Origin of the sequence: Dyadobacter frigoris (assembly GCF_005280585.1) — a bacterium.
In the GTDB taxonomy this organism is placed as follows: domain Bacteria; phylum Bacteroidota; class Bacteroidia; order Cytophagales; family Spirosomataceae; genus Dyadobacter; species Dyadobacter frigoris.
This window is the reverse complement of sequence record NZ_SZVO01000020.1, coordinates 81740-102440: the sequence shown is the minus strand read 5'-3', so window position 1 is coordinate 102440 and position 20701 is coordinate 81740. Positions and strand designations below refer to the sequence as shown.

19 protein-coding genes are annotated in these 20701 nt (G+C 40.0%); 8 read left to right on the top strand and 11 right to left on the bottom strand.

Features of this window, described 5'->3' with window-relative positions:
• On the bottom strand, window positions 1-1041 hold the full coding sequence (gene pheS, locus FDK13_RS30520) for a phenylalanine--tRNA ligase subunit alpha (RefSeq protein ID WP_137343808.1): 1041 nt from the start codon (window positions 1039-1041) through the stop codon (window positions 1-3).
• Between the two features lie 395 nt (window positions 1042-1436).
• Here pheS and FDK13_RS30515 point away from each other — a divergent pair, with 395 nt between their 5' ends.
• Window positions 1437-1835: a LytR/AlgR family response regulator transcription factor gene (locus tag FDK13_RS30515; protein WP_229216285.1), complete on the top strand. Its 399-nt coding sequence runs from the start codon at window positions 1437-1439 to the stop codon at window positions 1833-1835.
• Between the two features lie 183 nt (window positions 1836-2018).
• On the opposite strand, the gene FDK13_RS30510 is transcribed toward FDK13_RS30515, so the two are convergent.
• On the bottom strand, window positions 2019-2732 hold the full coding sequence (locus tag FDK13_RS30510; protein WP_137343807.1) for a porin family protein: 714 nt from the start codon (window positions 2730-2732) through the stop codon (window positions 2019-2021).
• Between the two features lie 168 nt (window positions 2733-2900).
• On the opposite strand from FDK13_RS30510, the gene radA reads away from it, so the two are divergent.
• Window positions 2901-4274, top strand: a complete 1374-nt coding sequence (radA, locus tag FDK13_RS30505) for a DNA repair protein RadA (RefSeq protein ID WP_137343806.1) — start codon at window positions 2901-2903, stop codon at window positions 4272-4274.
• 250 nt (window positions 4275-4524) lie between these two features.
• Here radA and FDK13_RS30500 read toward each other — a convergent pair whose 3' ends face one another.
• The 3 genes from FDK13_RS30500 to FDK13_RS30490 are packed head-to-tail and all read right to left on the bottom strand — an operon-like array spanning window position 4525 to window position 7092.
• Window positions 4525-5670 carry a hypothetical protein gene (locus FDK13_RS30500; protein ID WP_137343805.1) on the bottom strand — a complete coding sequence of 382 codons (1146 nt, stop codon included), beginning with the start codon at window positions 5668-5670 and terminating at the stop codon, window positions 4525-4527.
• 40 nt (window positions 5671-5710) lie between these two features.
• A complete protein-coding gene (locus FDK13_RS30495) occupies window positions 5711-6625 on the bottom strand; it encodes a DUF58 domain-containing protein (protein ID WP_137343804.1) in 915 nt (304 codons plus the stop codon).
• A 17-nt stretch (window positions 6626-6642) separates the two neighbouring features.
• Window positions 6643-7092, bottom strand: coding sequence for a septal ring lytic transglycosylase RlpA family protein (locus FDK13_RS30490; RefSeq protein WP_137343803.1), 450 nt, complete (start codon window positions 7090-7092; stop codon window positions 6643-6645).
• A gap of 269 nt (window positions 7093-7361) precedes the next feature.
• On the opposite strand from FDK13_RS30490, the gene FDK13_RS30485 reads away from it, so the two are divergent.
• Window positions 7362-7682, top strand: coding sequence for a DUF3276 family protein (locus FDK13_RS30485; protein WP_090335433.1), 321 nt, complete (start codon window positions 7362-7364; stop codon window positions 7680-7682).
• Between the two features lie 185 nt (window positions 7683-7867).
• On the top strand, window positions 7868-8971 hold the full coding sequence (gene ychF / locus FDK13_RS30480; RefSeq protein WP_137343802.1) for a redox-regulated ATPase YchF: 1104 nt from the start codon (window positions 7868-7870) through the stop codon (window positions 8969-8971).
• 107 nt (window positions 8972-9078) lie between these two features.
• On the opposite strand, the gene FDK13_RS30475 is transcribed toward ychF, so the two are convergent.
• A complete protein-coding gene (locus FDK13_RS30475; RefSeq protein ID WP_137343801.1) occupies window positions 9079-9474 on the bottom strand; it encodes a hypothetical protein in 396 nt (131 codons plus the stop codon).
• Window positions 9475-9559: 85 nt separating this feature from the next.
• Window positions 9560-10840 (bottom strand): type IX secretion system plug protein, encoded by a 1281-nt coding sequence (locus FDK13_RS30470; protein WP_137343800.1) that lies wholly within the window; start codon window positions 10838-10840, stop codon window positions 9560-9562.
• Window positions 10841-10945: 105 nt separating this feature from the next.
• Between FDK13_RS30470 and FDK13_RS30465 the strand changes: the two genes are divergently transcribed.
• The gene (locus FDK13_RS30465) at window positions 10946-11524 is read left to right on the top strand and encodes a Uma2 family endonuclease (protein ID WP_137343799.1); all 579 of its coding nucleotides are present in this window, start codon (window positions 10946-10948) and stop codon (window positions 11522-11524) included.
• 81 nt (window positions 11525-11605) lie between these two features.
• On the opposite strand, the gene FDK13_RS30460 is transcribed toward FDK13_RS30465, so the two are convergent.
• Entirely contained in the window at window positions 11606-13561 is a 1956-nt protein-coding gene (locus tag FDK13_RS30460; protein WP_137343798.1) for an ABC-F family ATP-binding cassette domain-containing protein, read from the bottom strand.
• A gap of 248 nt (window positions 13562-13809) precedes the next feature.
• On the opposite strand from FDK13_RS30460, the gene FDK13_RS30455 reads away from it, so the two are divergent.
• From FDK13_RS30455 to FDK13_RS30445, 3 genes are read left to right on the top strand one after another with little or no spacing between them, the layout of a single operon-like run.
• On the top strand, window positions 13810-14034 hold the full coding sequence (locus FDK13_RS30455; RefSeq protein WP_137343797.1) for a type II toxin-antitoxin system HicB family antitoxin: 225 nt from the start codon (window positions 13810-13812) through the stop codon (window positions 14032-14034).
• Window positions 14031-14231, top strand: a complete 201-nt coding sequence (locus FDK13_RS30450; RefSeq protein WP_137343796.1) for a type II toxin-antitoxin system HicA family toxin — start codon at window positions 14031-14033, stop codon at window positions 14229-14231. The genes FDK13_RS30455 and FDK13_RS30450 overlap by 4 nt, the downstream gene beginning before the upstream one ends.
• A 12-nt stretch (window positions 14232-14243) precedes the next feature.
• Window positions 14244-14831, top strand: coding sequence for a precorrin-2 dehydrogenase/sirohydrochlorin ferrochelatase family protein (locus FDK13_RS30445; protein ID WP_137343795.1), 588 nt, complete (start codon window positions 14244-14246; stop codon window positions 14829-14831).
• Between the two features lie 4 nt (window positions 14832-14835).
• Here the strand turns inward: FDK13_RS30445 and FDK13_RS30440 are convergent, their stop codons facing one another.
• The 3 genes from FDK13_RS30440 to FDK13_RS30430 all read right to left on the bottom strand — a co-directional run bounded on the left by FDK13_RS30440 (window position 14836) and on the right by FDK13_RS30430 (window position 20600).
• A complete protein-coding gene (locus FDK13_RS30440) occupies window positions 14836-15306 on the bottom strand; it encodes a nitrate reductase associated protein (protein WP_137343794.1) in 471 nt (156 codons plus the stop codon).
• Between the two features lie 7 nt (window positions 15307-15313).
• Window positions 15314-16774 carry a rubredoxin gene (locus tag FDK13_RS30435; protein ID WP_137343835.1) on the bottom strand — a complete coding sequence of 487 codons (1461 nt, stop codon included), beginning with the start codon at window positions 16772-16774 and terminating at the stop codon, window positions 15314-15316.
• A gap of 259 nt (window positions 16775-17033) precedes the next feature.
• Window positions 17034-20600, bottom strand: a complete 3567-nt coding sequence (locus tag FDK13_RS30430; RefSeq protein WP_137343793.1) for a nitrate reductase — start codon at window positions 20598-20600, stop codon at window positions 17034-17036.
• Window positions 20601-20701 lie beyond the last annotated feature (101 nt).

Sequence of the window (20701 nt, the reverse complement as noted above, 5' to 3'; positions counted from 1 at the left end):
TCAGGCTCCTTCAAACTGCCTTAAAAATCTCACATCATTTTCAGTGAAAAGTCTTAAATCACTGATTCCGTATCTCAGCATCGTAATACGCTCAATACCCATTCCGAAGGCAAAACCGGTAAATTCTTCACTATCGATTCCTGCATTTGTCAAAACGTTTGGATCAACCATACCGGATCCTGCGATTTCCACCCAGCCGGTATGCTTGCAAATATTACATCCTTTTCCTTTACAAATGAAACAGGAAACGTCAATTTCCGCACTTGGTTCGGTAAAAGGAAAATAAGACGGACGCAAACGGATTCTTGAATCTTTATCAAACATTTCCTTGGCGAAATGATAAAGCGTATCCTTCAAATCACGGAAACTTACGTTTCTGTCAACATACAAACCTTCAACCTGATGAAAAACACAATGCGCACGAGCCGAAATGGCTTCATTACGAAAAACACGTCCTGGCATAATAGATCGGATCGGTGGTTTTTGCCTTTCCATCAAACGGATCTGAACGTTGGAAGTGTGTGTTCTTAGCAAAACATCATCCTTAACGGCTTCTTCGCTTTTTGAGATAAAAAAGGTATCCTGCATCTCACGTGCAGGATGATTATCAGCAAAATTTAATGCGCCGAAGTTATACCAGTCTGTTTCAATTTCCGGACCGTAAGATACATTGAAACCCATACGTTCAAAAATCTCGATAATACGGCGGCGGACAATTGTCAGCGGATGGATACTTCCCTGCAAATTCGGAGCTACCGGCAAGGTTAGATCGATCCGATTTCCTTCATTAATATCAGCTGTATTTTCAAGAGTACTACTAAATTCCTGAAACCGGGATTGAGCCAGATTTTTCAGGCTATTTAATTCCTGTCCAACAGCACGGCGATCTTCCTGTGGAATATTTTTTAGGCCGTCAAATAATTCTGTAACAGCGCCTTTTTTACTTATGTACTTTAAACGAAATGCTTCCAGTTGTTCTTTGTTTTCAACCAGGCTGCTTTCTATTTCATGAACTAATTCTTTTACTCGGTCAGTAATCATAAATTTTATTGGTTGGAAGGAATGGTGATGACCCGATAGAATCTGCATCGCTTAGCCGCCGCATTCCTGAAATTTTTTTATTTACGCCTGTATTTTGTGTTTCAACGTTGGGTTTAAACTGTTACAAAGATAGATAAAGTTAGACGCCTTGGAATGACATTTTTATCTACATCGTCATTTAACAGAAAAAGAGCCCGTTTTTGGTGATTTGGGCACTAGGTAAAATTACGTGTTTTACTAAGTTCAGTTACGTCATTTTATTTTTCAAAATTTCTTAAAAAATTGATTATCAGTATTTTGTGTCAAGATACCTATTTCCGGGTACTTTTCTTAAAGCATAAGAACAGCTAAATTTGATTCGTCAAACAACGTAGCTACAGCCAACCCCGAGCACTATGAAAACTTTAGGAGACTTTACCCATCAAACATTGTCAGATAATTCTTTTACTGACCGCGCCGTTCACATTTCTGTTCAGTCTATGGGCAGAACTATATTTCTCACACCAGATGTAATCACCTTTCTGGAAGGAGAAGGAAATTATACTTTCATCTATACAAATGCAGGCAAAAGGTATTTAGTTTCAAAAACGTTGAAATCGCTTGCGGAGTTACTGGACAGCAATTTTATCAGAGTTCACAAATCGTATCTGGTTAATTCAAATTACGTTGTTGAACGTATGGAAGACGATCGTATGCTTCGCATGTCTTGCGGCAAAGAAGTGATCGTATCACGTAGAAAAATAAAAGAAATTACAAGCATTCTTGATCATAATAATATGCGCATCAGCGCTTAAACCTGATTGCCTATACAAAAATATTTGCTTTTAAAATTAGTGGGTTATTCATATAGACAGCAGCTATCGCCAGATCGATGGCTGCATGTTTTTTTTTGGCCGTCGGCAATCGCTTTCGGCCTCAGATTGAGAAAAAGAAATTATTTATCCTTGTATGTAAAGTTTGGACTGCCGACCGCCTTCTTAAAATAACTTAATCCCCAAGGTTACCTGCCATGAAGTAATCTTTTGACGGACAGTAGCGCTATTGCCGTCAATGGGCTTATTGTTTAATTTGAAAGTCGCAAGATCTGTAAAGGTACCTTCCTTACGTACATCCAGACTGAAACTTCCTAAATCAAGGCCAGCTCCAAATTGGTAACCAACAACTGCGTTTGATAACGCACCATCTCTGTTGGACGAATATTGTTTAAAAGCGTCGCTTAATTTTTGATTATCACCTACACGGAAAGAAAATAACGGACCTGCCAAAACCCGGATCGGGCCGCCCTTTAATCCAATAAGAATAGGAACGTCAATGTTGCTATATTTTATTTTTACAGTTTGTGCCGTTGTAGAGCCATCAGGAATGATTTGGAAAGATCCGCCTTTTGTTGAAACCAGGACTTCGGGTTGTACAAAAATGGTTTTTCCAAACCTCATCCAGACCCCACCAACCATGCCTGTTTTTGTATCCAGACTTTGTTTTAGATTGTCCCGGACATCGGACCCGTCAAATTTTTTATAGGCGTTTCCATTTTCATCATAACGGGTCGTGAAAACATCACCCATTGTTAATTTGGACAAGTTAACACCGCCTTTTATACCAAATGCGAAACCTTTTGTTTGAGCCTGAGCAGAAATTATCGTCGTCAGGAATAAAAGCGTCACATAAATTGTTGTCTTATATACGTTCATACGGAAAATTGTTGATGACTAAAACCGATTGATAACGTCAGGAAATAAAAAACGATACGCAAACCTACTGTTTTTTGATTTAACGGAAAAAAGGTTTGCATATTTGGGTAAATTTTCGTGCCAGGATTTTTAACACTTTATACAACAACAAATTAAGAAAAATACCATATGGCCAAAGCCAAAACAGCATATTTTTGTCAGGAGTGCGGATATAATTCACCCAAATGGGTAGGTCGGTGTCCTTCGTGCGGAGAGTGGAATACGATGGTGCAGGAAGTGATCGAAAAGGAAGATAAAAAGACGGCAGTTGCCTGGAAATCGGTGAATCTGGCAAGTAAACCCAAAGCCATTGCAGAGATTGAATATGCTAATGAACCAAGAATTGTAACGAGTGATGGTGAATTAAACCGCGTTCTGGGCGGAGGAATTGTGCAGGGTTCGCTGGTGTTGATAGGAGGAGAGCCGGGAATTGGTAAGTCGACGCTGATGTTGCAAATTGCACTGACGCTTTCAAACAAAAAAGTTCTTTATGTTTCGGGAGAGGAGTCTGAGCAGCAGATAAAAATGCGTGCGGAGAGAATGGCTTCTCAAAGCGATAATTGCTTTATCCTGACAGAAACCCAGACTGCCAATATTTTTCGTCAGATTGAAGAATTTCAGCCGCAGATACTAATTATAGATTCGATTCAGACAATGCATTCGGCGTATATTGAATCCGGTGCTGGCAGTGTTTCCCAGGTTCGGGAATGTACGGCGGAGTTTATGAAGTATGCCAAGGAAACCGGTGTGCCTGTGTTTCTGATCGGACATATTACAAAAGACGGATCGCTCGCCGGTCCGAAAGTTCTGGAGCATATGGTGGATACTGTTTTGCAATTTGAAGGTGACCGACATACAACGTATAGGATACTTAGGACTATAAAAAACCGTTTTGGCAGTACATCAGAATTAGGAATTTATGAAATGCATAGTGCGGGATTAAGACAAGTTAGTAATCCTTCGGAAATATTGATCTCCCAAAGAGACGAACCGATCAGCGGGATTTCTATTGGTTCAATGATGGAGGGAAATCGCCCTCTTTTGATTGAAATTCAGTCACTTGTGAGCGTTGCTACCTATGGAACGCCGCAACGAAGCGGAACTGGTTTTGATGCGAAAAGATTACAAATGCTTCTGGCAGTTCTGGAAAAACGCGGAGGATTCAGGCTTGGTGTTCAGGATGTGTTTTTGAACGTTGCCGGTGGTTTGCGTGTGGAAGATCCTGCGATAGATCTTTCCGTTGTCGCTTCCATTGTTTCTTCCTATGAAGATGCGTTTATTCCACCTTCGGTTTGTTTCGCTGCGGAAGTTGGGTTGGGAGGGGAGGTGAGAGCTGTAAACCGAATAGAAAGCAGAATTTCGGAAGCAGAAAAGTTGGGGTTCAAAAAGATTTATATTTCAAAATATAATGGAAAGGGTCTTGATTTTAAGGATGCGAAGATTGAAGTTGTAACGGTAGCGCATCTGGATCAGCTTTTTATGGAGTTGTTTTTGAATAAGTAAAATTGGCTTATTTCAATTCTAACATTCATCGCTCCTTCGGAGCGTCCTGTTTATAGAAAAGCCGATGAGAGCCGCGGGTCACAACTCCATCGGAGTTTCCTGGAAATTTTAGGAGGCTCCAATGGAGCCGGAAACTTGGCAGCTCAAATTATTTCAATGAACAGGAATCTCCTATGGAGATGTTTTTCCAAACAATAATTACTTGGCCAATTCTAATTGCTCTTTCGGAGCGCCCTGTTTATAGAAATATTTAATATTTCGCATAATAACTCCGCAACCGATCTGTCAACCGATCATAAATTGGTTTGCTGAATTCTACAAAAAGTTGTTGAGGATCAGGTGGTAACAACTCCTGGCTTTTGCACATTTTTAGCTGTGCGTTTGTTAATGCTCGTTCATCTCCATTGAAATTTGCCCATTCGCAAACCCAGTTATATTCTCCGCCGAATTTTTGCTGATTCGCAAGTTTTTTCGAATTAAACTCCATAATCCGCATATCCAAAACACCGCTTGAATGAACCGTTTTGCGATTTTTGGTAAGACTTGCTTTTACTTTATCGTAAAATTCAATCTTTTTTCTATTTACCGTTTTCTCCCCGATTTTCACACTATCCTTACTAAAAACAGTTTCTGTATTTTTTTCAATCAGCGTTTGTCCGACGACGAAATCATCAAATTGCAGCGTTATCACATGATCTGGTTTTAATTTCCCATTGGTTGCTTCTTCCGGTGTATAAAACTGTACATATTTATTTAGACGTCGGTTGGTTTTTAAAAACTGGTTAATCTGATCCTGAAAATAAGCGTTGCTGAGCTGATATGCTTTTGAAGTAACCAAGACCTGTTCAACCACAACTTTAAAAGACGCAATGTTGTACGACTGATCCAGTTTATGCTGAACATCATTATAATTTGGTGAAAGCTCGTTGACGCGTTCAAATTGTTCATATGCCAGGCGTGCATTTTCGCGGCTTCCAAGTGAAAGCATTTTTAATCCTTCTGCATAATGCGTTTCAACTGCTTTTTGTCTCGAATTTCTTTCCTCCTCATAGTAACTTTTAGCCGAAACGGCATGCATACATGCATTACAAGGTTTAACAGACTCGTACAATCTATTCAAAATTTGATAAGAAGACAACAATTGTTCCCACCGCTGCATATCGGGTAAGGTTTCAGAAGAAGTAATATCTTCAAGATGTTGCTTTATGGCGTTTGGAAATGCTTGTTTTAGAATTTCCAAAGAAGAACTGTGCGTGGGATTATTTTTTAATTTATCAGCAGCACGGAAAACAGAGTCGTCATAATCTCCTCTTTTTAAGGATTTTTTGGCCGAATGACAACCGTCTGCGACAATGTAAAAAATGAGAATGAATAAGATTGCAGAAAGTTTTTTCATAGCATATTCGCTGATAGGGGTCAGCAAATTTCTACAAAAATTATCTCATTTTCGAATGCTTTACTAAATAGGCCATCAAAACGGGATCAAAACCCTGAGCAATATCTGCTTCAATGAAATCAATTTTATATTGACCGCATTTTAGTTTCAGCTTTTGATAAAATTCACCAACGAATTTTTGATAAGATTCACGAACCTGATCAGGCTGCACCTTAATTTTTTCACCGGATTCCAGATCAATGAATTCGTAGGGACGGTTTTCAAATGAAAAGGTTTCTTCCGTTTTTTTATCAGTAACATGGAAAAGAAGCACCTCATGCAGGTTATGTCTCAAATGCTGCAAAGCGGAAAATATCAAATCAGACTCTTCAATGTTTTCAAACATATCGCTGAAAATAACAACTAAAGAACGTTTGTGAATTTTTTCAGCCAAAAGGTGAAGAATACTCGCAACTGACGTTTTTTGTAATGGACGTGCTTTTTGTAAAAGTCCGTTAAGCTCCTGCATGATTTTGTGTACATGAGAAGGCGTGGATTTTACAGCTGTCTGAATTTCAATTGTATCTGAAAATGTACAAAGGCTTACTGCATCTTTTTGTCTTTGAAGCAAATAAGTAAGGCTGGCAGCAGCCATTAAGCTGAAAGTCATTTTGCCATAATTTTCTTCCGGATAATACATGGAAGAAGAAGTATCGAGTAAAATGTGGCAACGTAGATTTGTCTCTTCTTCGTAACGTTTTACGTAAAGCCGGTCTGTTTTGGCAAAAACTTTCCAGTCAATATTTCGGGTAGATTCTCCGGTGTTATATAGCTGATGCTCAGCGAATTCAACAGAAAACCCGTGAAAGGGAGATTTGTGCAGGCCTGTAATGAAACCTTCAACCAGCTGTTTGGCCAAAAATTCCAGGTTACCAAATTCTCTTACTTTTGCTAAATCCAGCTGCCTGATATTCATAAACCTGAAAAACGTTGTTAATCTTTCGTCCGCATGGAAATAATTTTGCCGGCTTTATGATCAATATCTTCATTGGAATCCAGCATGATCATGCCTTCCATACCAACAATACGCATGGAAACTTTGGCTACACCACTGGAAACGATTCCGATCAGGCGTGCAGCTTCTTTACTGATATCTACAATTCTGTTGTGTGCAAAAGGACCTCTGTCATTAACGCGTACTATAACTTTCTGATTGTTCGACAGATTTGTTATTTCCAGCATGGTATTAAGAGGCAATGAACGATGAGCTGCTGAGAGCTCGGTGCTTTGATGAATTTCTCCAAAAGAGGTTTTCCGGCCCTGAAAGCGGGAAGAATAGAAAGAAGCGCTGCCAACTTCTGTTTTGCCAAGGCTTATTTGTGCGTCTGCAGTGAATCCGGCCAGGGACAAAAACAATAGAATCAGAATCCGAGGATAAGTCATATCTGAGAGTTTAGGTGGAACATAATAAAGCCTAATGGGCCTTAATTCTTTACCAAAATCGCCTGTTTGTGACGGCCACAATAACCACGATTCGTCAAATGTAACGGATTCAACCCGAAAAATTGTACACTGTACCGATAAAGTGCAAGAGAAATGTAGAAAATTTAATTTTTCGGACGTTAAGGATTTGCTAATATATGCCGGTTTTTTTGTTCGCAGCAATAAACTTTCTATTTTAGCGTTTGCAAACCTATTAAAAACTAAACATAGTGGAAGACAGAGAGCAAATCTACTCCAAAAGGGTCAGGGCGGGAAAACGGACTTACTTCTTCGATGTTCGCTCAACGCGATCCAACGATTATTACCTAACCATTACCGAAAGTCGGCGTCATCCGCAAGGAGAAGGCTTTACGTATGAGAAACATAAAATGTTTTTGTACAAAGAGGACTTTGATAAGTTTGTAGAAGCTTTGAAAGATGCGGTAGATCACGTGAAAACGGAATTAATGCCAGAAGTTGATTTTTCTCAGTATGAGGCCAAAGCGGATGAAGTAGACGCCATTGGTGAGTCAGATTTGAAGTGGGAGTAAAAAAACTTTACGTTTTTAAAAAGGCCTTCGCAAATCATTGACGAAGGCTTTTAGTTTTTCTGTCCGGTAATTGGTAATTTTGCATTAAATTATCAGGGCTTGCTATTTAGGTATGGCCGTTTACCATTTTAATATGATGAGTTTTTGGCTTTAAAGGTCTTCTCATCTCATTTGTCTTAGTTTTTATGAGCCTTCAATGTGGAATTGTTGGATTGCCGAACGTTGGGAAATCCACTTTATTTAATGCTATCTCTACCGGTAAAGCCGAAGCAGCTAATTATCCTTTTTGTACAATCGAACCCAATGTAGGGGTTGTAACTGTTCCAGATGAGCGTATTGACGTATTGATCGGATTGGTAAAACCACAAAAGGTTATACCAACGATTATGGAATTCGTTGATATTGCCGGATTGGTAAAAGGAGCAAGCCAGGGTGCAGGTTTAGGAAATAAATTCCTTGCCAATATCCGTGAGGTAGATGCGATTGTTCACGTGGTTCGTTGTTTTCAGGATGAAAACGTAGTACACGTGGAAGGAAAAGTTGATCCTGTTTTTGATAAAGAAATTATCGATATCGAATTGCAGTTGAAAGATCTTGAATCGATCGAGAAAAAAATTCAGAAAACTGAAAAAGGTGCAAGAGCCGGTGATGCGAAAGCAAAAGCTGAACTTGAACTTTTGAAAAAATATAAAGAAACACTGGAAGCCGGCAAAAATGCCCGAAGCCTTGTTGTTGCTGACGCGGAATTGAAAGAAGCTGCAATTGGTGATTTGAAATTGCTGACGGATAAGCCTGTTCTTTATGTTGCCAATGTGGATGAAGATTCAATGCTTTCAGGAAATGAATACTCCGAAAAATTGAGAGAAGCCGTTGCCCATGAAGGTGCCGATGTGATCATTCTTTGTGCTGCTATTGAGTCTCAAATTTCTGAAATCGAAGACGAAGAAGAGCACGAAATGTTTCTTGGAGAATACGGTTTGAAAGAATCAGGACTTAGTAAGCTCATCAAAGCGTCTTACGCGCTTTTAAATCTGATCACTTATTTCACGGCAGGAGTTAAAGAAGTTCGTGCCTGGACTATCGTGAAAGGCTGGAAGGCACCGCAAGCTGCCGGTGTAATCCACAGTGATTTTGAAAAAGGTTTTATCCGTGCTGAGGTCATTAAACTGGCTGATTTTGAGCAGTATAAATCAGAAGCCGGCGTAAAAGAAGTTGGAAAAATGGCTGTTGAAGGAAAAGAATACGTCGTTGCGGATGGCGATATCATGCATTTCCGTTTTAACGTTTAATGAAGATAATAAATAATTGAAAACCATATTCGGTTTGAATATCAGAGACGTCAACTTTCGTTAGTTGACGTCTCTTTTTTGTGCTCTCTCGATAAAAAGAAATTCTTTCAATCTTCAATCTGATTCGCCAGATCTTTATGAATCATGGCCCGGAAAGTATCTGCCATACAAATGATATTATCAATCTGAAACTGTGCTTTTTGTAATACGCCGACGCTAAGTCCGTCTATAATTAATCTGTCGAAAAGCTGGTGAAGCAGAATCAGTTCATTGACATTGACGGAAAAGTCCCTTACCACATACATTTGAAATCCCCGGTCTTCTCTTTTTGAGAAATAAAGTACAAGAAACAGATCTGTTACGCTAAAAAAGGATATTACCTGATCTTCTTCAAATTTTACCGGCATTTCATGATGGTCTACAAGACAATCAATTATTTCAGTTTGATTACTTGTCAGATATAAGTTAGGTGTCAAATCCCAAGCCGGTGAGTTCGCTTTCATAAGAGGTGATTTATGAATAGGTGTCTTTTATATGCATAATATACTAATCTATTAAAAAATTAGATCATTTTAAGAAAAATAAATATTATCTTCTTCTGTTCCACTCAATAGTTTTATAACCTACTAATAAATCCGAACGGCCTGCCGGCGGACGGTGATAAATAAGAATGTCATAATCATTTTCTGTTACAGCATAATTTCCTTCAATATTCCCCTCATCCGGCTTTTGACCAACTCTGACTGTTGTGTAATCGTAATTGATGACACCTTGTTTAATTACGATTTGGCACTGATACGCTTTTGCATCAGTATTATATTCCATTTTATTGCGGTCATTAAGCTGCCATAGATTATACGCGCCGTTAACATAGAAGGTTGCGTCGGGATCTTCTGCAACCTTTAATGTGAAAAGGACAGGCGTATAATCCGCTTCCACGCTTCCACGACCGGATTCTTTTTGATCAACTATATATTGACCATTCAAATCTTCAATCTGTAAATAACCATTATCCGAGCGGGATTTGTCGGGCGTAATAGCAAGACTTGTCTGATCTGCTGCACGATCAATTTCATAAACACCATAACCCCGTCCGGATAAAGTACGGCTGTCGAAATACCGGAATTCATTACCACCTGGAAATGTATTTTCCAGATTGAAAAAAGTGTATTCCAAAAGCTGGTCAAAAGGCTGGACGTTGGTTGGCTTAAAACCGGTTTTTACCTGATCCCAGCGAAAATTCTTGCGAATAAATACTTTAAGGTCCTGTTGGGGGGAAATCAGATTATAGCCTTTGTAACTAATACTGAAATCAATCTGCTGATCTGTAAATTGTTGCTGAATTCCCTGCGAAAAACGTGCCTCTGCGGTAATACCGACCTTTGTATCATAAATCATAAATTTCCTCGTCAGAAGCGTTTTTTTGCCTCTGTCGGTATATACCATCAGAACATAATTTCCTGAAAGCTTCAATTTTGGCACTTCAAATCTGTAATGTGTGTACGGGACTTTTGTACTGAATGATTGCTCGTATGTGGTGATTGGATAGTCATTAAACTCATAAGTGAACTCGATATCATTTAGATTTGATTTGGTCCAATCCGCATTACAGGAAAATATTTTTGCCCGTAATCCAGTCATATTGGTTGTCATGTCGTCAAATTCAAGAACTAGTGGGAAAGTGCTTTGAATTGGAATTACAGGAGGTGCAACCAACCTTGTAGGATTTTCTTTGTCCTCAATTCCGGGATATAATAATACCGTTTTAATGTCATCATTATAAATGAAATCTTCCAAACGCATGTCCGTAAATTGAGCATTGGAAGTAAAAAAACTCAGACTGAAAAGTGTAAAAAGTATATAACGCATAAATTGGTTTGAGACAAAAATGTAACTTTTAAACAAAGACAACGTATTAAAGACAACGATGTTTTTTAACATAATTAACTATTTTTGCTGTAGAACCGAAACAATATGACTGCACAACCTCAAAAATACTATTCAGAAGGGGAATATCTGGATATAGAACGTGACGCCGGTTATAAAAGCGAATATTATAACGGGGAGATTTTTGCTATGGCCGGAGCTGGTCATAACCATAATCGGATTGTAGAAAACTTATCCATTGAAATTGGAGGTTTTTTCAAAGGGAAGTCATGTCGAACTTATTCCAGTGACCAAAGGATTCATATCCCGGAAACATTTCTTTATACTTATCCGGATTTGCTGATTGTTTGTGATAAAAATCAATATCTGGATGATAAAAAAGATACCATTCTTAACCCAACTGTCATTATTGAGGTACTTTCTGAAAGTACCGAAGCTTATGACAGGGGGCAGAAGTTTCACTTTTACCGTAGTATTGCTTCCTTACAGGAATATGTTTTGATTAATTCCCGTTCTTTTGCAGCAGAAGTTTTTCGAAAAAATGAAGAAGGACTTTGGGTGCTGGCTTCGGAGGCATACAACTTGAATGATCCATTAGAAATTGCAAGTGTTGGGCTTAAGCTCCCTATGACAGATATTTATGCACAGACAGAAGATTTAATTTAACTGTTTGATGAACAATAAAAAATGGCCATTTCAGCATTATACTGAAATGGCCATTTTTATTATTTTCGATTGAAAAACGTATCAACCAAGTTCTTCAACCTCCATCATAGCGGTTTCCCATGATTCGGTTGCTTGTTCGAGTTTCTTTCTGACATCTGCGTAAAACTTATTCAGTTCGGACAATTTAGCTGAATCATTATAAACCGCAGGTTGAGCTAATTTTGCTTCGGTTTCAGATTTTTTCGCTTCAAGATTATTAATCGTAGCTTCCAGTTCTACCACCTGCTTTTTCGCTTTTTTTAATTTTTGCGCGTCTTCTGGGGAAGTGCCTTTATTTCCATTATTTTTTTGAGCGTTTCCGTTATTGTTAGCAGGCTGGTTGCTCTTAACTTGTGGTGGCGCACTGCTTACGACTGCTTTTTCACTTACAGCAGATTGCAATCCACGCTCATCAATCCATCTTTCGTATTCCGCATAAGTGCCAGGATATTCCTTAATCTGGTGATCTTCGATATACCAGATCTTGTTCGCAATGGATTCAACAAAATACCTATCGTGAGAAACTACGATATAACTTCCTTCATACTGCTGCAAAGCCTGGATCAAAATGTTCACCGACTGCATGTCCAAGTGGTTGGTAGGCTCATCGAGTAACAGGAAGTTTGCTTGTGAAAGCAAAACTTTTGCTAACGCAACGCGAGATTTTTCTCCTCCTGAAAGTACCTTGATCTTTTTAAATACATCGTCTCCCGAGAAAAGGAAACAACCCAAAACGGTACGTAATTCTGTTTCAGTTTTTGTTGAATTGGCGTATTTAAGTTCTTCTAAAAGATTGTGGTTAACGTTCAAAGATTCCAGCTGATGCTGTGCATAGAACGTAAACATCACATTATGGCCTAATCTTCTTTTTCCTTCAATTGGTTCTGTTCCTGCCACAACGCGTAAAGCGGTTGATTTACCACGTCCGTTAGCACCGATCAACGCAATTTTATCGCCACGTTCCATGGTAATATTGGTATGAGAAAGAATTACTTTATCGCCATACGCTTTCGATGCGTCTTCCAATTGGAAAACGTGACGGCCGGGCTGAGTTGTAAACTGGAAGCGGAAATGAACCTTTGCGTTTTCGTCAACAACCTGATCCACAACTTCCATTTTGTCAAGCGCTTTAACACGACTTTGAACTTGCTTGGATTTTGTTGCTTTGGCTTTAAAACGTTCGATAAAACGTTCTGTTTGTTTAATTTTCGCCTGCTGATTTTCAAAAGCTCCACGTTGAATATCATTACGCAGCGCTTTTTCTTCCATATAGTAAGAATAATTCCCGGAATATAAATTCAATTTACCTCCCGAAACTTCCACAATCGTATCAACGGTATTATCAAGAAATGCTCTATCGTGAGAAACCACGATCACCGCGCCTTCATAACTCTGAACATATTTTTCCACCCACTGAATAGACGGTAAGTCCAAGTGGTTGGTAGGTTCATCCAGCATCAAAAGAGACGGTTTTTGCAAAAGCAATTTTGCCAGCATAACCCGCATTCTCCATCCCCCTGAAAACAATCTTAACGGTCTGTGTAAATCATCTGTGACAAAACCAAGACCTTCAAGAATTGCTTCTGCTTTGGATTGAATTGTGTAACCATCCAGTGCTTCAAATTCATCCTGAACCTTCGCAAGTTTGTCCACGAGTTCATCGCGGTAGTTGTGCTCCATTTCATGCAGGATTTTATCAATCTGCACCTGAAGCTGATTCTGGCGCTCAAAAGCCTGCATGGCAACGGCCAAAATAGATTCGTCGCTTTGGTAAGAAAGCAAATCCTGGTTCAGGAAGCCAATCGTGCAATCTCCTGATTTAGAGATGCGCCCTTCGTCCGGTTGGTATTCCCCATCGATCATCCGAAGCAGGGTAGACTTCCCCGTTCCGTTTAAACCGATAAGGCCAATTTTCATTTTTGGCTTAATATGAAGCGACGCGCTATCGTATAGTGCGCGGTCGCCAAGAAAATAACTGAGGTTCGTAATCGCGATCATGCCGCAAAGGTACGGATAAGATAGAGATTGTAAAAATGCTAATTGTTGGAATAGTTATAAAATCAAATAGTTAATCCGAAATATGACATTAATCTTGTAAATTTGTGTTAGAAAATTACACAGAGTTTCACTGAGGTGAGAAGAGAACCACTGAGACAACGCAATTTGCTCTGTGGACCTCTTTTAAACTCTGCGGATGTCTGTGTAACCTCAGAACTTGATAATCCATATCCTAATATATTGCAGACATGAACTATACATACAAATTGAGGTTGGTACCGGAAGCCGATGGCGGTTATACAGTTTTTGTTCCGGCTCTTCCTGGTTGCATAACTTATGGTGAAAGTGTAGAGGAGGCAATAGAAATGGCAAAGGAGGCAGTTTCTTTGTATGTTGAAGATTTAACTGAGAGAGGAGAAACAGTTCCTGATGACAGCAATACGCTGGAATATTCTCTTAGTCTTGTTGCATGAATCTTTCACCGAAATATTTAATAAAACTGTTAGAATCTAATGGTTTTGTTTTTAAAAGAGCAAAGGGATCGCATCAGGTTTTTTATAATTTGGATTCTAACAAAACGGCAATCGTTCCTTTTCATGGAGGAAAAGATCTCAAAAAAGGCACATTTCTGTCTATTCTTAAACAAGCAGGAATTGATATTAACAATTAATAAAAGCAGATTTTGAATAACCTATTTCCCATATTCCTGAAACTTGAAAATCTCCATACCCTTATCGTTGGTGGTGGTTATGTTGGTCTGGAAAAAATCACTGCGGTTTTAGATAATTCGCCTGAGGCAACTGTAACGCTGGTTTCGCCGGAAATAAGACTGGAAATTTGTGAAATTGCTGCGGCTAATGCGAGGATTGCTTTAATCAAAAGGAAGTTCGAGGATGGCGATTTAACAGAAAAAGATCTGGTTATTGTCGCAACGAACGATAAGGAAGAAAATAAGCGAATTAAATCAGTTGCCCGGGCAAAACATATGCTTTGTAATGTGGCTGATACACCGCCTTTGTGCGATTTTTATCTTTCTTCTGTGGTTAGAAAAGGTAATTTGAAGGTGGCGATTTCGACAAACGGAATGTCGCCAACCATGGCAAAACGGCTTAAAGAAGTTTTGAATGAAGCGCTGCCTGATAATCTGGAAACGGCTATGGAGCAGTTGAAAGCGGTTAGGGATATGCTGAAAGGTGATTTTGCTTTTAAAGTGGATGAGTTGAACCGGATAACTTCGGTATTGGTTGAAAAATCGGATATCAAAGAATAAGAGTTTAGCAAATACCGAATTCCTGTATAGCTCTTGGGAAATTCTTTCCTTCATGTCCTGATCTGCTTAATTTTACAAGGGCAAAACGTTGAAGCGTATCAAGTTCAATCCATTGTTTTTGGGCCAAAGCCGGACAATTCCACTCCGCTGCTTTTGTCTGCACTTCTTCGGGAATTTCGTTCAGAATATTCCAGGAATCGTCAACAGAAGCCAGTAAGCTTGCTTCATGATTTGCATACTTCCAAACCAGTTTATTTACAAATTCGCCGTACTGATCAATTTCTGAATCGAGATAACAAGGTAAAAATGCGAGCTGGTTTTTTTCTTCAACACTTATCTTTACCCATTCCGGAAGTTTTAATTTAATGCCGCAGCTATCCAGTTTGTATCGGACAATCATCGGGATACAGCGTAGCGACTCAACAAAATCACTTTCAAAATCGAAGAAAAACGGAGCAATGGTTTCAGTTTTCATTTTGGTTTCAGATTAAATTGGTAGCCGGTAGTTCAATCTCAACGAGTTCGTCTTTTTCTGTGCCGCAGGTCGAGCAGTAATATTCTTCGGGCAAAGATTCAAAGAAAGTGCCGGCTGGAATATTGTTAAGTTCATCTCCATAAGCGGGATGATAAATCGTCATGCAATTCGGACATTGATAAGCCAAAACAGTGAGAGATAATTCGTCTTTAACTTCTTCTTCGATGTGAATTATTTCAGCATTTTCGAAGTTTCGGCGATTGTTGAATTGACGGCACAAACGTTCAAGCTGCCAGGGAAGGTGAATCTTGAACAATCCTTTTTGGAAAAGAATATGTTTTCTGCTGTTGGGGTTGAAATTTTCAGTGTAATAAATGTCATAAACACTTAATAGTGAAAGTTGTGCAAAACTGATGACTGATCTTTTTCGTACTAAAACAGAACCGAAAACTTCTGATTTTTTTCGTGTCTGAATTCCAAAGCAAAGGCCAAAAGTTCTAGTATCATTTTTTTCAATATATCGTATCAGGTAATCTTTAAGCTGGGTTCCTTCTACGGTGTGATCCTCTGTTTGCCAGGCTAATTCATTTGCGGCGTGGCGTACATTGATATTGTGTTTGCCAAGAATATTGCTCCATAAAGTACGGTGAGAATCTTCAATACCTTTGATAATCAACGATCGCCATGGTGTTACACAGAGTTCTCCAACCCGGGTTTTTAGACATAACAGACACAAATCAATCAGGAATTCAACTGAAAATAATTCATCACGACGGTATAGTCCCAGCCACGTTCTTGATTCATACCGGTTAAATCCTTCGTAATAGGGAAGCGAAAAGGATGGTAATTCCAGTTCTTGCGTCGCTGGAATTGATATATAAGTTGTTTCATTTTTTACCGCTTCGTACAAACTTTCAGCGCTTTGGCATTGCTGATGGATCATGCAGTTTTCCAGGACTTTTGCCAGCCGACCAACTTCATTTGTATAAATTAATTCTGGCCAGCGAAAGAGATTGTTGCTTTCTTTTAATCGTATATACAGGTACCAGTATTGTGGCTCTGGTGATGAAACGAAGTTTAGGTTTCCAGTGAAAAATGGCGTAAAACTTTGGTTCGAATCGGATATGTTAATTTTTAATTCGGGCTGATAATCAAAACTGTCTAATACAGAATGATATTCGTTATTGCCCAGCCATTGTCCGGTTCTGAAAACTTCTTCTCCGCAGTAGGAGCTGATGATGTTTGGGTGTTTCTCTGTATTTAATTCGTAATTAATATTGAGTTTTTGAAGGTCTTTTTCAATAAAACGCACCACCTCGTAATGAACAGTCAATAGTAATTGCTGACGTGCTCCAAACCTGACTTTCCGGATACCGGATGACCATGCGGCCGTGAGAATATCTTTGAGATATCCCGGCGATACGATGCCTCCGGGGAGGTTGATTTTTATGGTGTAATAATCGCGCATGGTTGTTTTGGTAATGTATTGATAATCATTCAATTTTTTTCAATTGGTCGATGGGGTTTCGGTGCGATTTCACATCGGGATTCCGCGGCGCGATTTCCCGGCGCGATAGATAGGGCGTTGCCCCATCCTAAAATATGACGCCCTTTCAGGGCTGGGCGGCCATCATAGCCCTGAAAGGGCATCATATTTTAGCGTTGGGCAACGCCCATCGGATTTGTGCCATCGTTATCGTATTTGGGTGTTTGGGATAATTCATTCATCACACCGCCACCATCTCCATCCGTTCCAAAATTGCCCGAACCTCTGGCCTGCATGATCCGCAGCCCGTTCCGGCACCTGTTTTCTGGCAAAGTTTATGAAAATCATTATAACCATCCAGAATTGCTTTTTCCAGATTTCCCTGTCCAACGCTGTTACAAGAACAAACCAATTTTCCCTCCATAGGGTCCACACTCTGGCTGGCTCTTAGTAATTGAAGCCTTTTTTCAGAAAGTTCAGTGCCTTTTGCGATCAAATCCCGGAATTCCAGGAATTCATTTTTATCACCGATCAAAATGGCGCCAACCAGTCTATCCTGATGGACGATGCACTTTTTATAATATCTTTTTGACTTATCAATAAAGACAATCTCTTCATAAGTCGGATCATTGGCAGGTGCTTCTGTCATACCGATACTGCTCATGTGCAGGCCTTCCATTTTTAGAATATTCATGGAAACACTGCCCTGGTACGGCTGTGAAATATCTCCTGCTATAAAATGAGCTGCTACTTCCGCCTGCTGTTCCGCCGCCAGCGTTATTCCCCACATTTGTCCCCGCCACTCGGCAATTTCTCCAGCTGTGAAAATGGATTCGTCCGAAGTTTGCATGTAATCATTTACAAGAATTCCACGCTTATGTTCAATCCCTGCCTCCCTTGCAAGTTCAATCGTTGGAACAGTTCCAATAGCCAGCACAACCACCTGACAAGCTATTTTTCTTCCCGATTTTAATAATATTCCTTCAACTTTGGCATTTCCGTTATAGGTTGACACTTCATCATTAAAGTAAATTTCAATACCGCGATCTGTTAAATCCTGATATAGTAATTCACTCGCCAACGGATCCAGCTGTCTTTCCATCAGTCTTCCGCTTCTCTGGATAACCGTTACCCGAATATTCATTTTGCGGAAAGACGCAGCCAGCTCCAGTCCCAAAATTCCGCCGCCGACTATTACTGCATGTGCATCCGTCTGATTTACAAAAGGTAAAAGTTTGTCAGCATCCATTCGTGAACGCATATTGAAAATACCGGGAAGTTCCGGAACGCCCTTCGGCATAAAAGATCTGCTTCCCATACCCAGGATCAACTTATCATAGGTATGTTCGTTGCCTGCACTATCGGTCAGGATTTTATTTTTCCGGTCAATGTGGACAATGCTTATTCCTTTGTGCACAATAATATTGGCGTCAGAAAACTGATCTTCTCTCAATTTTACAAGCTGCTCCCAGCTTTGTTCGCCGCTGATATAATCCGGTAGCAGGACACGGTTGTAGAATGGATAAATTTCTTTTGAAAAAACATGAATTTCGTCATCCTGATTAAGTGCCCGGTACGTATTGATAAAACCCAAACCGGCAGAACCCGCACCGATAATTATTATTTTTTCAAAAGGTTTTTTGAACAACAATACTTCAACCGCCGAGAATTTGAAATCCGGTTCTTTCGAGCGAGGGTCAACCAAATTATTCGTAAGATTATTCGCTCTCCCTAAATTACTTCCCAGTATTTTCCCCCAGTGCATGGGCAAAAAACACAATCCCTCCCGTACGTCTTCGGTCAATTGCGCCTTCACACGAACTTTCCCGCGACGGCCCTGTACTACGACCAGTTTTCCTTCTGTTATGTTTCTTGCTTCTGCATCCTTTGGGTGAATCTGCAAAAATGGCTGCGGTATATGTTGTTTAAGTTTTGTGACCCTGCCGGTTTTAGTCATCGTATGCCATTGGTCACGGATACGGCCGGTGGTTAGTACCAGAGGGAAATTCTCGTCCGTTGGTTCGGACGTGTTTTCGTCTGCAATGGCGAAAATTTGAGCTCTTTTGTTAGGGGTGTAAAAGCTGTGATCCGTAAAAAGCCGTTTCGTTCCGATTGTTGACGAATCGGTTATTTCATGATTTTCGGGAGTTATTGCCGTTTCGCTATCGGCTGATTTTTTTGCTGCCAAAGGCCATTGAACACTACGTTTACTTTTTAGTAAATCATAATTTACTCCCGAAACGTCAACATTTGTATTGGCTGTAATTTTGACATATTCGTCATAAACCTCCGAAGTGTTTTTGTAGTTAAAAGCTTCTGAAAAACCCATTTTTTGTGCAAACTTCCAGATGATTTCTGAATCAGGTAAAGCTTCTCCGGGAGCTTCCAGAGCTTTTGGGAGATAAGTTATACGTCTTTCCGCATTGGTCATCGTTCCTTCTTTTTCCAGCCACGCAGCTGCCGGCAAAACGACATCGGCGAAATGAACCGTATCAGCCAGATTTGAGACATCCTGAACAACCACAAACCGCGAATTTTTCAACGCTTTTTCCGCCATGTTGATATCCGGCATACTCACCAATGGATTTGTATTGATAATCCAGATCGCTTTCAAACGATCATCAGCCAGCGCTTCAAACATTTCCGTCGCCGTAAATCCTGGTTTGTGCGCAATTTTTACCGGACTATCCCAAAATGACTCCATTTCTTCCCGGTGTATAGCATTGGTCACATCACGGTGTGCAGGAAGAATATTGGCAAGTCCGCCCGTTTCGCGGCCACCCATGGCATTTGGTTGTCCGGTAAGAGAAAATGGCCCGTTTCCGGGAGAACCGATCTTGCCCGTAATCAAATGCAGATTGATCAGCGAAAGATTTTTATTTACACCGATAACAGACTGATTCAAACCCATTGTCCAAAGAGAAAGAAAACCCTCAGACGCACCAATCCAGTCGGCAGCTTGGAAAATATCTTTTGCTTCAATCCCACAAATTTCCGCAGCTTCCTCAATTGTTCTTTCAAAAACCTTTTCCTGGAAATTTGAAAATCCGTCCGTGTGGTTTTCTATAAAATCCTGGTTGATGTAGTTTTTTTCAATCAGGATACGCCCGATGGCATTGTTCAAAACAATATCAGTTCCGGGGATTATTCCCAGATGAAGATCGGACGAGCGCGCCGTATCGGTTTTACGCGGATCAACACAAATAATTTTTACATTCGGATTTGCGGCTTTATGCGCTTCAATCCGCCGCCATAAAATCGGATGGCACCAGGCCGGATTTGCTCCTGTTACATAAAAAACATCAGCTTCTTCAATGTCGTCATAACAAACAGGAACACAATCTTCGCCCAGCGAAAGTTTATAACCCACTACCGCAGAGCTCATGCAAAGCCGGGAATTGGTATCAATATTATTGGAACCGATAAAACCTTTGATCAGCTTGTTGACCAGATAATATTCTTCCGTCAGACATTGTCCTGATACGTAAAATGCAACCGAATCAGGGCCGAATTTTTTAATAAATGTTTTAAAAACCGCCGCTGTTCTGTCCAGGGCTTCATCCCAGGTAACACGTTGCAGAGGCATCGAGCGGTTTAGCCGCATTTGCGGATACAACAAGCGGTCCGACTGATCCATTACGGTGTAATGCAAATTCATCCCTTTGGAACAAAGCATACCTTTGCTGGAGGGATGTTCTTTATCTCCCTCCAGACTCAGTTGGCCGTTAGCTTCCTTCGTCACAACTACGCCGCAACCCACGCCGCAATAGCAACAGGTAGATTTGAAGGTATCAGAGGAAGTTTTCATAACAGCCGGTTTATTTTTTTGTTGTAATTACTAACAGGAAATTAATATTACAATTCCCTCTTTTATCTTGGTGAATTCAAGGCTAATAGCCAAATGCTAAT